This window comes from Anaerobacillus sp. ABA4_114 (assembly GCF_056159065.1).
This window is the reverse complement of record NZ_JBSWUM010000001.1, coordinates 3,459,508-3,472,023: the sequence shown is the minus strand read 5'-3', so window position 1 is coordinate 3,472,023 and position 12,516 is coordinate 3,459,508. Positions and strand designations below refer to the sequence as shown.

Annotated in this window: 15 protein-coding genes and 1 other annotated feature; of the genes, 9 read left to right on the top strand and 6 right to left on the bottom strand. The window is 41.5% G+C overall.

Features of this window, described 5'->3' with window-relative positions:
* Positions 1 to 100 precede the first annotated feature (100 nt).
* Positions 101 to 925: a DUF368 domain-containing protein gene (locus ACXAEY_RS17910; protein WP_474813944.1), complete on the top strand. Its 825-nt coding sequence runs from the start codon at positions 101 to 103 to the stop codon at positions 923 to 925.
* Between the two features lie 143 nt (positions 926 to 1,068).
* Positions 1,069 to 1,590: a GNAT family N-acetyltransferase gene (locus ACXAEY_RS17905; RefSeq protein WP_474813942.1), complete on the top strand. Its 522-nt coding sequence runs from the start codon at positions 1,069 to 1,071 to the stop codon at positions 1,588 to 1,590.
* A gap of 45 nt (positions 1,591 to 1,635) precedes the next feature.
* Here the strand turns inward: ACXAEY_RS17905 and ACXAEY_RS17900 are convergent, their stop codons facing one another.
* The 4 genes from ACXAEY_RS17900 to ACXAEY_RS17885 form a co-directional block, all read right to left on the bottom strand.
* Positions 1,636 to 2,094, bottom strand: a complete 459-nt coding sequence (locus tag ACXAEY_RS17900; RefSeq protein ID WP_474813940.1) for a GtrA family protein — start codon at positions 2,092 to 2,094, stop codon at positions 1,636 to 1,638.
* Between the two features lie 14 nt (positions 2,095 to 2,108).
* Positions 2,109 to 3,254, bottom strand: coding sequence for a glycosyltransferase family 4 protein (locus tag ACXAEY_RS17895; protein WP_270180704.1), 1,146 nt, complete (start codon positions 3,252 to 3,254; stop codon positions 2,109 to 2,111).
* Positions 3,255 to 3,281: 27 nt separating this feature from the next.
* Positions 3,282 to 4,430 carry an NAD-dependent epimerase/dehydratase family protein gene (locus tag ACXAEY_RS17890; protein ID WP_270180705.1) on the bottom strand — a complete coding sequence of 383 codons (1,149 nt, stop codon included), beginning with the start codon at positions 4,428 to 4,430 and terminating at the stop codon, positions 3,282 to 3,284.
* Between the two features lie 175 nt (positions 4,431 to 4,605).
* Positions 4,606 to 4,791 (bottom strand): hypothetical protein, encoded by a 186-nt coding sequence (locus ACXAEY_RS17885; protein WP_270180706.1) that lies wholly within the window; start codon positions 4,789 to 4,791, stop codon positions 4,606 to 4,608.
* Positions 4,792 to 4,965: 174 nt separating this feature from the next.
* Here ACXAEY_RS17885 and ACXAEY_RS17880 point away from each other — a divergent pair, with 174 nt between their 5' ends.
* The 3 genes from ACXAEY_RS17880 to tyrS all read left to right on the top strand — a co-directional run bounded on the left by ACXAEY_RS17880 (position 4,966) and on the right by tyrS (position 8,123).
* The gene (locus ACXAEY_RS17880) at positions 4,966 to 5,313 is read left to right on the top strand and encodes a hypothetical protein (RefSeq protein ID WP_270180707.1); all 348 of its coding nucleotides are present in this window, start codon (positions 4,966 to 4,968) and stop codon (positions 5,311 to 5,313) included.
* A 183-nt stretch (positions 5,314 to 5,496) separates the two neighbouring features.
* Positions 5,497 to 6,429 (top strand): ferrochelatase, encoded by a 933-nt coding sequence (gene hemH / locus ACXAEY_RS17875; RefSeq protein WP_474813937.1) that lies wholly within the window; start codon positions 5,497 to 5,499, stop codon positions 6,427 to 6,429.
* A gap of 177 nt (positions 6,430 to 6,606) precedes the next feature.
* Positions 6,607 to 6,827, top strand: a binding site (T-box leader).
* A gap of 54 nt (positions 6,828 to 6,881) precedes the next feature.
* Positions 6,882 to 8,123, top strand: a complete 1,242-nt coding sequence (tyrS, locus tag ACXAEY_RS17870) for a tyrosine--tRNA ligase (protein WP_474813935.1) — start codon at positions 6,882 to 6,884, stop codon at positions 8,121 to 8,123.
* A gap of 29 nt (positions 8,124 to 8,152) precedes the next feature.
* Here tyrS and ACXAEY_RS17865 read toward each other — a convergent pair whose 3' ends face one another.
* Entirely contained in the window at positions 8,153 to 8,908 is a 756-nt protein-coding gene (locus tag ACXAEY_RS17865; RefSeq protein ID WP_474813933.1) for a FixH family protein, read from the bottom strand.
* 255 nt (positions 8,909 to 9,163) lie between these two features.
* Here ACXAEY_RS17865 and ACXAEY_RS17860 point away from each other — a divergent pair, with 255 nt between their 5' ends.
* On the top strand, positions 9,164 to 9,757 hold the full coding sequence (locus ACXAEY_RS17860; RefSeq protein ID WP_474814881.1) for a YczE/YyaS/YitT family protein: 594 nt from the start codon (positions 9,164 to 9,166) through the stop codon (positions 9,755 to 9,757).
* A 23-nt stretch (positions 9,758 to 9,780) separates the two neighbouring features.
* On the opposite strand, the gene ACXAEY_RS17855 is transcribed toward ACXAEY_RS17860, so the two are convergent.
* Positions 9,781 to 10,590, bottom strand: coding sequence for a GNAT family N-acetyltransferase (locus ACXAEY_RS17855; protein ID WP_474813931.1), 810 nt, complete (start codon positions 10,588 to 10,590; stop codon positions 9,781 to 9,783).
* Between the two features lie 140 nt (positions 10,591 to 10,730).
* Here ACXAEY_RS17855 and ACXAEY_RS17850 point away from each other — a divergent pair, with 140 nt between their 5' ends.
* The 3 genes from ACXAEY_RS17850 (at position 10,731) to ACXAEY_RS17840 (ending at position 12,421) form a co-directional block, all read left to right on the top strand.
* On the top strand, positions 10,731 to 11,150 hold the full coding sequence (locus ACXAEY_RS17850; protein ID WP_474813929.1) for an organic hydroperoxide resistance protein: 420 nt from the start codon (positions 10,731 to 10,733) through the stop codon (positions 11,148 to 11,150).
* Between the two features lie 181 nt (positions 11,151 to 11,331).
* Complete coding sequence (locus ACXAEY_RS17845; RefSeq protein ID WP_270180714.1) at positions 11,332 to 11,565, top strand: hypothetical protein; 234 nt, start codon at positions 11,332 to 11,334, stop codon at positions 11,563 to 11,565.
* A 148-nt stretch (positions 11,566 to 11,713) separates the two neighbouring features.
* On the top strand, positions 11,714 to 12,421 hold the full coding sequence (locus tag ACXAEY_RS17840; RefSeq protein WP_474813927.1) for a class I SAM-dependent methyltransferase: 708 nt from the start codon (positions 11,714 to 11,716) through the stop codon (positions 12,419 to 12,421).
* Positions 12,422 to 12,516: the final 95 nt, after the last annotated feature.

Here is a 12,516-nt window from a genome sequence, read left to right as displayed (position 1 = left end):
CTACTAACTAAAACCGAAAGAAAGGTTCCGCTCAAGGTTACAAGTAAATGCATGCAGGGTATGGAACCATTACATATATGGATAAAGGAGAAGCATAGTCATGTTTAGATGGAAGAACATATATAGAGGATTATTAATGGGGATCAGTGACTTGATACCTGGTGTTAGTGGAGGTACCATTGCGATGGTACTCGGGATTTACCGCCGTTTGATCAACGGCATCAACGGGTTGATGAGTAAAAAATGGAAGAAGGAACTTGGATTCTTCATCCCTCTTCTTATCGGGGTAGCTCTTGCGATCATCTTAGTGAGTAAGGTGATGGAACACTTATTAAATCACTATCCCCAGCCTACATTTTACTTTTTTATTGGACTGATCATTGGGGTCATTCCATTTCTATTGAAGAAGGTTGAGTTTAAAGAAACGTTCAAACCTCGTCATTATCTCCTACTTGTGATCGCAGCAGTGTTGATTGCTTCTACGATCGTTTTTAAAGGAGACCATTCCGGAGCGGTGAAAGAAAGCCTACAGCTTAATGATTATATCGTTCTATTCTTTTCAGGATGGCTTGCGAGTACTGCGATGATTTTGCCTGGGGTAAGTGGCTCGTTCGTATTGTTGCTGTTAGGTTCGTATCAGACCGTTATTCACGGGCTGTCTTCTTTTCAGATTCCGCTTATTCTGACAGTAGGAGCAGGGATCATTATTGGGTTAAGTTTAACAGGAAAGGCAATTTCTTTACTGTTGAATAAATACACCGTCTCGACATATGCCGTTATGATTGGACTCGTTATCGGCTCAGTCGTTGTTCTTTATCCAGGGTTCAAGCCTGATGCTGCTATTGCGACTGCGAGTATCATGACACTGCTGCTCGGTCTTGGAGCTGCTTATTTGCTTGGAAAAATAGAGCATAAGCAAGGTTGATAGAGAACCCCAGAGGAGCACCGCTTGCTTTCCTGCGTACGGGAGAGTCAAGCGGTCTTGGAACCGTCTGTTCTACTATTGAAGGAATTCGATTAGTTGATAGGGAATACAAACACAACCTTTTTTCGTGAGAGGAGTCCTCAATGAAAACGCACTTTACTAAAATCGAACAACCTACAACACTCCTCGTCGATATGTATAATCGATGGGAGAATGATCGGTCGTTAGTTCCGTTGATTCGTCCTAACAAGACCGTAAAGGAACTAGAAACCCGTAGAAAAATAACAATGATCGATCTAACAGAGCGGTTGAATCACTTACATATTTATTTGATCTATTATAATGATGTCTTAGTCGGTGAGATGAACTATATGGTCGATCCAAACCACCTTGTGAAAAAAGTGCGCAAAACGGCTTGGATCGGAATAACGATTGGAGAAGATGAAGCACGTGGACACGGTGTAGGCTATGAAGCGATGAACTTTTTAGAAGAAGAAATAAAAAAAGCTGGACTCAAACGAATTGAGCTTGGTGTGTTTGAATTTAATACTCGAGCACAGCAACTGTATAAAAGGTTAGGATATAAAGAATTCGGACGTCTTGACGATTTTACATATTGGGACGGAAGAATGTGGGCAGATATTCGAATGGAAAAGTATGTGTAGGGTTGAATTAGAAAAAAGCGAATCCAGCAGTGGATTCGCTTTTTTTTAATTTTGACGTTGCTTCTTCGTACGAGGAAAGACGATATGCTTCATCATAAAGAAACTTGAGGCGGAAGAAAGAAACATCGCGAGCCCTTTTGCGATATTCCGTTCGATATAGTTTGGGAACGAGAGCCATTTGAGGTCGAACAGAAACAGAGCACCATAGAATACGAGGTTACTGACTCCAAGAGCGATCACGGCTTGTACTAAAAACAGGATGACCTGCTTTCGGTCATGAATGGCTTTGGAAGGGAAGGTTAGCTTCGCATTCCAAAAGTAGCTGTTTGTGATCGCGAGTGTATATGCAATTGTGTTGTAGAAAATGAGCTGGATTCGATCATCTGTTGGAAACAACAGCATGAGCAGGTTGAGTGCGCCAATATCCACGAGAGCATTCATGATGCCGATCGCACTAAAGCTTATTACCTGCTTTGAACCTTTGCCTATTTGACTCTGTTTCATAATTTAACCTCTATCTATTGGATCGCCTGCTGTCCTTCTTGCTCCTGACCAAGATCTAGTGCTGATTCGTAGATATCGAGAAGCTGCTGAGCAGGACCGTGCCAGCCGAAAGCTCTTGAATGAGAAAAGGCTTGTTTTGACATGCGTTTGAGAAGATCGTCTTCCTCTAGTCTGGAGATGGTACTTGTTAAGTTCCCATCTTTACCAGATTGATAAAGAAGACCTGTTTCCCCGTCTTCTACTTGTTCGTTCGTCGGACCCGATTCCGCTGCGATGACAGGAAGACCACTCGCCATCGCTTCTAAAATCACAAGTCCCAATGTTTCTGTTGTTGATGGGAACATGAACGCATCTGAGGAAGCGTAGGCCGTTGCAAGCTCTTCACCATGCATAAAGCCTGTGAATGTCACATTGCTTAAGTGGGAGAAGTTCTTCTCAAGCTCTTCTCTGTACGGACCGTCCCCAATGATCGCAAGGTGAGCGTCTTGCTTTTCCTCCAACATCGGAATCAATGTATCGATTTCTTTTTCAAATGCGAGGCGTCCAACAAAGAGGAGAAGCGTTTTATCAGCGTTTCCGTTCGTTAACCGCTCTCTCATTTCCTGATTACGGAGTTTCGGGTTAAACCTTTCTGTATCGACGCCACGTTTCCATAATTGAACGTTATAGAAGTTTTGCTCATTGAGTTCTTCTAAGATAGCTTTTGATGTACAGAGGTTTAAGTCTGCTTGATTGTGCATTCTTCGAAAATGCCACCATAGAAGGGGCTCCGCCCACGGTACATTGTAGTAATCAGCATATTTTGGAGCATGCGTATGGTATGAAGCGATAAGAGGAACCCCGAGCTTCTTCCCATATTTAATACCTGAATACCCCATGAATGCGGGATTCACGACGTGAACAAGGTCAGGGTTAAAGTCTTCAAGGTATGTTTTGATCAATCGCGTCGGCATTCCAAACTTTCGGTGCTTGTACAAGAAAAAGGTACGAGGCTTAACCCCATCGAAACGAATATTCCTATAGCTTCGTACCCCTAAATCTGGAGCAATAACCTGGATTTCATGTCCTTGATCGATTAAATAATCGATTGAAGCACGCAATCGTGTTACGACCCCATCTGTGGAGGGGAGGAATGTTTCAGTGACGATGGATATTTTCATAGTTACACCTCTCGTTTAGTCTTCGACTTACTTCCAAGTAACGTTCGGAAGTACATTTTCTTTTAACACTCTATCTTTGTATTTAAGCGCAGTATCGAGCGTATTTGAAATGTGTTCATCTGTTAATAAGCATGGTTCAAGACCTAGGTCGATCAGGTTCGTGTTAACCGCATGATAATAGTGTTCTTCCTTCTCGACACGCGGATTTTCCAGGTGATCGATCGAAATATTAAGTCCTTTCGCTTCTGCTACACGCTGTACTTTTTCAGCTAGTTCTAGGACAGAGAACTCTTCTGTAAACTGGTTGAAGACGCGGAACTCCCCTTTGTCAGCAGGGTTCTCTGCAGCGATTTCAACGCAGCGGATCGTATCTTGAATGTTAAGGAATGCTCTTGTTTGTTTCCCTGAACCGTAGACCGTTAAGTTATGGCCAATCGCTGCCTGAATGATGAACCGGTTCAATGCGGTTCCAAACACGCCGTCATAATCAAGGCGATTGATCAAACCTTCATCCATGTCAGCTTCATCTGTATGAAGGCCATACACGATTCCTTGGTTCAGATCAGTTGCTCTGATTCCCCAAATTTTGCAGGCAAATTGGATGTTATGACTATCATGGACTTTTGAAAGGTGATAGAACGAGCCTGGCTGTTTTGGAAATGGAAGAACGTCTTCGCGCCCTTTGTGTTCGATCTTTATGTATCCTTCTTCAATATCAATGTTAGGCTGACCGTATTCGCCCATTGTGCCCAATTTTATTAAATGACAATCAGGTGTGACTTCTTTAATCGCATATAGTACGTTCAAATTGCCAACGACGTTATTCGTCTGAGTGAATACCGCATGTTCTCTGTCGATCATAGAGTATGGAGCAGAGCGCTGTTCAGCAAAATGAACGAATGCTTCAGGCTGTACTTGTTTGAAGATCTCTTTAAGAAAATCGTAATGCATTAAATCACAGTCATAAATATGGATGCGGTTGCCACTCTTTTCTTCCCAAAGCTTTACCCGTTCTTCTAGAGTTAGAATCGGTGTTAAAGAGTTTGAGCGGAGTTCTTCATCCCACTTGCGGCGAACCATGTTATCTAGAATCGTTACATCGTGTCCTTGTTTAGATAAGTAAAGCGCTGTTGGCCATCCGCAAAAACCATCTCCACCTGCAACAATAATTCTCATAGATTTTACCCCCATCACAATGGTCAATTTTGTACTGAAATGCTTGCTATATCACAATTTACGATAGCACTCATCATGTACTGATTCAACTAAGGACCCCTAATTTACGAAAATTTTAAGAAAATCAGTTAATTTCAGTTGAATGATGGAGGAAATCTGAGAGTGAGACGGTTTGTTAACGGTCTTCATCCTTATTGCCTGTTACATCGATGGCTGCTGTGTTGTTGTTTAGATAAGAAGTTGGAGTAGAATCGTTCTTCTGCTTCTCGGAATAAAAGGCTTCATTGATCGCTTCATCAACGTTTACCTCATCATGCCCCTTTTTGTATTCGTCCTCACGATTGAGTTTACTCTTTTTCATATTGATCCTCCTATGTGTATTGAATAGCGGTAGTTTATGTTAGTTGAAGGGAGATTAATCACGATATTTCGTTTGAAAAGGAAATTTAGAAAGGCGGCTTGTTTTGAATGATTAAGACTTCTTTGTAACGGGAATCAAGTTACAGTGAGCCAAACCAAAAAGGAGTCGATAGAGATGAGTAAAACATTACAAGCCTATTTTCCAACGGAGAACGAAGCAGAAAGTGCAAAGGAAGATATGAAGAATTATTCTGTCACTAGTGCTTCAGTGGAGGAAATTAAAGAGGATAAGGATCTATCGGTCGACGCCCCAGATTCAGGTCAAGGGTCCGCAACAGAAGCTGGCGCAAACAACGATTTGTTTTTCTCCAACGAAACACCAACAGGTAAGCAAGAGGAGAATGCAGATCCTGAACATAATGAGAAGCACTTCAACTATGTGCTATCTTTTGAAACCTCAGAAGATGATGATACAGAGCTCCGAGAAATCGTTACAAAGCATAACGGAGCAATGGAAAGGTAAGGATGAAAGGGAGTTAGGCTATAGCCTGATTCCCTTTACTATGTAACGACACAAAACGTTACCATTTAGAATATGCTATACCCTTTGAATCGATTGCTGAAAAAGGGTATACTTCAAACTAGACGATAATCATTATAACTAGATATTCAATGTAATCCTTAAATTTGGAAGGGGAACACATTCATGGCAAAGAAAACAATGGGTCTTCTTGTGATGGCATACGGTACGCCATACAAAGAAGAAGATATTGAACGGTATTATACACACATTCGTAGAGGTAGAAAACCAGCCGACGAACAGCTTCAAGATTTAAAAGATCGTTATAAAGCGATCGGTGGTATTTCACCTCTTGCTAAAATTACTGAGGACCAAGCTTACGGACTAGGTGCTCATCTGAATGAAATTCAGGATGAGATCGAATTTAAAGTATATATCGGTTTAAAACATATCGAACCTTTCGTTGAAGATGCAGTTCAGCAGATGCATGAAGATGGCATCGAAGAAGCAGTAAGTATAGTACTAGCACCACATTTCTCAACGTTCAGCATCAAGTCATACAATGGACGTGCGAAAGAAGAAGCAGAGAAAATTGGTGGACCAACGATTACATCTGTAGAGAGCTGGTACGACGAGCCGAAGTTTATTTCCTACTGGGCTAAACGTATCAAAGCGATCTTTGATGGCATGTCTGATGAAGAGCGTGAGAAGGCAGTCCTAATCGTATCTGCTCATAGCCTTCCAGAAAAAATCATCGCAAACGGTGATCCATATCCAGATCAGTTAAAAGAAACGGCTGACCTAATTGTAGAACAGTCAGGAGTTAAGAACGTTGCGATCGGCTGGCAGAGTGAAGGGAATACGCCGGATCCATGGATTGGACCTGACGTACAAGATCTTACGAGAGACTTGCACGAAAACCACGGCTACACGTCGTTTGTGTACGCACCTGTTGGTTTCGTAGCTGATCATTTAGAAGTGCTATTCGACAATGACTATGAATGTAAAGTCGTGACAGATGAGATCGGTGCAAACTACTATCGACCAGAAATGCCGAACGCAAAAGATGAGTTTATCGATGCGATGGCAACAGTGGTTCTAAAGCAATTGAATCAATAACGAGATCAGCGGTCTTAGACCGCTGTTTTTTTATGTTCGGAAAGAAAAGTAATATTCGTATTCAAAGCTTGGTGTTATTTTAAGGTTATGGTAAAGCGAGTACGTACTGTTTCATCTTTTTATAAATAAAACAATTGACAATACCTTTTATTGAAGCTAAAGTTATTAAAATAAATGAAACAGGCGAAGAAGAGGATGCAGTAGCGTTATACGATGTGTAGTGTCAGAGAACCAGTGGTTGGTGCGAACTGGTACAGCGTATTCGTGAATTACCCCTCAGAGTCTTTCTGATGAACAACGTAGTAGTCAGAAACGGTGAATTCCGTTATCGTAATTGAGCTGAAAGACACGAGTGTCTTTAATCAGGGTGGTACCGCGTGATAAGCCACGTCCCTACTTAGATGTAGGGGCGTGGCTTTTTTGCATAAAATGAAAACAGGAGGTCGAAAGGAATGGGCATGATCGAGAAGTTAACGAATGAACAACGAAAGGAAATGGAAAGGCAGTATGCGGTCTATACTCACGGAACGAGCGAAGTCGTTCCTTTGGATGAACTGAAGGAAAAGATTGCAAAATCGATCATCACAGGCCGCCCGTTGAAAGTAAAACTAGGCCTAGATCCATCAGCACCAGATGTCCATATCGGACATACGGTCGTTTTAAATAAACTCCGTCAGTTTCAAGAAAATGGACACATCATTCAGCTTATCATCGGAAATTTTACTGGTAAGATCGGTGATCCGACTGGAAAATCGGCGGCGAGGGTACAGTTAACGGATGAAGAAGTAAAGAGGAATGCGCAAACCTACCTCGATCAATTTGGAAAGGTAATCGATCGAAGCAAAGTAGAGCTTTTTTATAATGCATCATGGCTTTCGGAACTAAAATTTGAAGATGTCATCGAACTAGCAGGTAAGATTACTGTCGCTAGATTGATCGAGCGAGATGATTTCGAGAAGAGAATCAACTCAGGTAAGCCGGTATCTCTACACGAATTCTTTTACCCTCTTATGCAAGGGTATGATTCCGTGCATCTCGAAAGTGACATCGAGCTAGGTGGAACCGATCAATACTTTAATGTTTTGATGGGAAGGCATTTACAGGATCAATTTGGAAAAGAAAAACAGGTAGTGTTGACGATGCCGCTATTAGAAGGATTAGACGGCGTAGAGAAAATGTCGAAGTCCAAGGGGAATTACATTGGGATTGCAGAGAAGCCGACAGACATGTATGGAAAAGCGATGTCGATACCAGATGAACTCATTTCAAAGTACGTCGAACTCATCACAGATCTTGAACTAGAGGAAAAGGTTTCGATTCGAACAAAGCTCAAAGATGGAACCCTGCACCCTAAGGAAGCGAAAATGCATCTTGCTAAAACCATCGTCACGATGTTTCATGGAAAAGATGAAGCTCTGATGGCGGAAGAGCAGTTTAAGAATGTATTTCAACAAAACCAGCTTCCTTCTGATATTGAAGAAGTGAAGTGGAGTGGAGATGAAAAGACAAGTGTGCCAGCTCTCATAGTAGCACTCGGAATGCTCCCATCTACGAGTGAAGCGAGACGTATGGTGAAGAATGGCGGAATCAAAATCGATCAACAAAAGGTTACGGATAGTTCTGCAGTCGTGACGGTCAAAGACGGTATGATCGTTCAAGTTGGAAAACGAAAAGTCAAAAAAATAACGCTATAAAAAAATCCCCCATATAAGGGGGATTTCATTTATTCAGTCACAGTTAGGCTTTCTTCTGTATGTTCATGTAAGCCTTCATCATTTTCAGCATGAATCGTTACAGTGTACTCTCCAGCTTCTTCTAACGTAACAGTTCCTTTATACTCACCATCTTTTGTTTCCTCTGTCTCAATCCACTGTGCTTTTTCTTCACCGGTTTTGGAAATTTCAAATCGAATCGAAGCATCTGTTAAAGGTTGATTATCTTTTTGAAGATGAGTTGTTAATGAAATTTCTTCATTTGCCTTAATGGTATCTGGCTTCATCAAGTGAAACGAAACAGCATCCCCGTGGTGGGCATGTTCTTCATGGCTTTCATGATCTTCATGATTTTCTGATGCGTCCTCAGAGCCAACTTTCACTTTGCTCTTTGGCATCGTGTGAAGGTCTCTTGCAGTTACGTGTGATTGCACAACGTACGTTCCATCTTCATCGATCGTTTTCTTTACAGTGTAGACACCTTCACCATCGTGAGTGGCTTCTATCATTTCACTATTGTCTTTGTCGCCTTCTTTCCATACTTCAAACATCACTTCGTTTGCATCTTCAACCTTTTCATCACCTTGCGTAACGGTAGCGCTAAATGTGAGTTCCTCACCTGTTTTAGCAGTTTCAGGCGTATCTAAGGCAACATCTAGCGGTTGAGGATCGGCGGTTCCACTTTCCTCTGTACCGTTGCTATTGTTCTGACCACAAGCTGCAAGCACGAGAATGAGTAACAGCATGAGCATACTTACTTTTTTCATATAAGACATCCTTTCATTAAAAAACGTATGTAAAGCTTCATTATTGCCAAACAGGGGGTTAGGCAAACGAGCTTCTCACTACTAATAGTAGAAAAGATGGTAGAGGTTCTCAAGTGTTTGTGAGTTTGAATTGTGTCGACTTGATGACAAAGAGTGATAAGGTGTGAATTAGTTGAAAGTAGAAATAGAGGTTGATAGGATATAAGGAATCAAAATACACGAAGTGGAGGGGCGAGTATGTGAAAACGTTTTGCTATTTATGTGACAGGATTAGGGTTACTTACTTTAGGGATCTCGCTCTCAGTCATTTCAAAGCTTGGGACCTCCCCATTCGATGCACTTCTCGTCGGGTTATATAAAACGGTAGGCTTATCGATTGGAAGCTGGGAGGTAATCATCGGTGGATGCATGGTACTCTTTAATGCCATTGCAGAGCGAAGAAAGCCTGAGCTTCTTGCGTTATTGACCTCTTTAGTCACAGGGGTAGGGATCGACGTATGGATGCATCTATTAGGAGATAACGTGATGCCGACAAGTATCGTCGAAAAAAGTCTCCTTTTACTTTTAGGTTTGCTGCTGAGTGGTCTCGGTATCGCGGTTTATTTACAATCGAACTTTGCTCCAATCCCCATCGATCGGATGATGTTTGTTGTGAAAGATTTAACTGGGGTTACCTTGCCGTATTCAAGAGCATTGATCAGTATCTTTCTCGTTATCCTAGCGTTCTTCTTCAATGGGCCTATCGGGATGGGTACAGTGTTGAATGCCCTTTTCATGGGTGTTTTGATACACATCTTTACTCCAGTAAGTGTAAAAGCCATTCGCAAATTGAGGTTCACTCCATCATAAAAGCGGTCTCTAAGGACCGCTTTTTATAGTTTCATCGCAAATTTTGTTTCAAAGGTAGACATCGTCCATTTTTCGATCTCACGAAATCCGATGCGTTTGTAGATGTTACCAGCATCAGGATTATCATAAAAGAGGCAAAGGTCTTTGCCTTCTGTTAAGACATCATAGCATAGCTTCATCATACATTTCGTTGCATATCCTTTACGTTTAAAGCCGGGGCGCGTACATACTCCCACGATCATGGCAGATTGAGAGTTTTCTGCAGCAGTGGAGGCAGCTGTAACGACCTGTCCATCGATCGTCATATAGTAGGTTCTAGAAATCCCTTTGTCTAGATTTCTCTGTTTTTCTTCTACCGTTTCAGAAGAATTGAATTCATCGATTGCGTTATGAAGGTCGTGAATGCTAGGAATATCTTCTGTAGTAGCTATTCTTACATCTTCTAAGTTTGTTAGTGAGAGCTTTTCAACATTATCACACTTAGCATAATACATTTTTCTCTTTGATTTAACAGGGTGCGTAATGTGGGCTTCCACCTGTTCTGTAACCCGCTCTAAACCAGATACCATAAGAAAGTCTTGATCCTCTGAAATGATGGATGCGAAACCAGCAGCATCAAACTCGTTCGAAGCAAAAGGGATGTAGTTCTTCTCATATTTTAAGAGAACAGCCCGCAATTCTCCTTCACTAGAAAAGTCGCCCCATAATTTTTGAAAGGGTTGGTCATAACCGAATGCTTCGATATCTCCAAGAATAAATAAGTTTTCAGCAGCATACGGCGTTAATAATGAAATACATGCCGTATGGTCCGCTTCCGTTAATCTTCTAATCATCACTCCGGCCTCCTTATCCTTCTTTAAGGAACTATTTTACAGAAGATTTGAAAAATGTAAATCATTTTCTCATGATAGTTTAAGAGTTCCTTCGTAGAGGTAAATACACCATGTATACTTATATAAGGAGATGATGTTCGATGAGTAAAGTACTATTCACTTCAAAGGCAACTGCTGAAGGCGGTCGAAAAGGAACTGTAAAATCTTCTGATGGTTTAATCGATATGAATCTTGTGATGCCGACAGAGAACTCTGATGAAAAGGGTACGAATCCAGAGCAGTTGTTTGCAGCAACATACTCTGCTTGCTATGATGGCGCGTTGAATCTTGTCGCATCGAATAATAAGAAAGAAATCGAATCGAAGACAACAGCTGAAGTTAGTTTCTTAAAAGATGAATCAGACGGTGGTTTCAAAATTGGAGTAACACTGAACGTAGAAGTGAAAGGTGTTAGCCAGGAAGATGCTGATATGCTTACGAAGGAGGCTCACAAAGTGTGCCCTTATTCAAAAGCGACCCGTGGTAACATCGATGTAGAAATTAACGCAAAAGCGGTATAACTATCTGGTAACAGGCTATCGAGTGTACTCGGTAGCCTTTCTTTTGTTCGATTAGCCGTTAGGTAAAAAAAGAGAAACAGACATAATTACCCAGTTTAGTTTGTATTCTAAAGGGTAAGCAATCGGTAAGCCCTGCTTCCTCCAGGAGTACAGGTTATTTTAGTTGAAAGGGGAAAGAGCCGTGAAGCAATCCGTGGGTACGTTCAACCACAGGTATTCAGTGGTGCTGTATCAAATAGAAACAGCTGTGAAGAAGTCTAAAAGCTTGACTCAAAAGAATGTCGATATTCGGAAGCTGTCACAGATGACAGGATTTTCTGAAGAGCAGATTCTAGAAGCAATGGAGTTCGGAGACCCTTCTTTCAAATTAAACCGGCCATCTCTTCCAAAGCAGAATATTCATATGCAAGTCTAAATATGACCTCTTTGGAGGGACAGGTCTTAGACCATTTCTTAGTTATCAAAATCGACCACTGGTCGATTTTTTTTTGTTCTCCGAAAAGGGGGAGTGCGGGAGTTTGTCGAAGGAGGTTTACTAAGGAAATGTAAATGGAGGCGTGTTTATGAAGGTTACGAACGCTACAGGAGATATCAAGACGAATGAGGATCTTATGAATCTACTTGATTCTTTGTTAAGAGAACCAACATCGTTTTGGGATAAGTTTTATGAAGATAGAGAAAAGCCGATTCCTTTTTTTAAACAAGTTCCTGATGAGAATCTGGTTACATGGCATATCCCGAAAGGGCGCGTGCTTGAAATTGGCAGCGGTCCAGGACGAAATGCGATATATCTTGCTAAGCATGGCTTTGAAGTAGATGCTGTCGATTTGTCACGAACTGCGATTCAATGGGGTACGGAGAGGGCGAAAGAAGAAGAAGTAGATGTAAACTTCATTCATGGTAGTTTATTTGAACTTAAGGTAGACCCTGAAAGCTATGACTTCATCTATGATTCTGGGTGTTTTCATCACCTCCCACCTCATCGACGGATAAGTTACGTAACGTTCATTCAGAAAGCTTTGAAAGTCGATGGATTATTCGGTTTAACATGTTTCACGCCTAACGGACCACTAGGCGGATCGACCATGAGTGATCAGGAGGTTTATGAAGAGCGGTCGTTACAAGGTGGACTCGGTTATTCAAAGGAAAGGCTGCAATCCATTTTCGAAGCCTTTAGTGAGGTTGAGATCAGAGAGATGAAGGAATCATCTGATCCGACTTTATTTGGTGTGAATGGTTTGATGGTTGCACTGTTCAAAAAAACAGAATAAGTAGAAGTATTCTAAAACAGTGGTTAAGAAACTGTAGTAAAAGGGTACTAATATTTAGGAGATCGATGCTACATAATTTGGAAGCGAACTGAAAG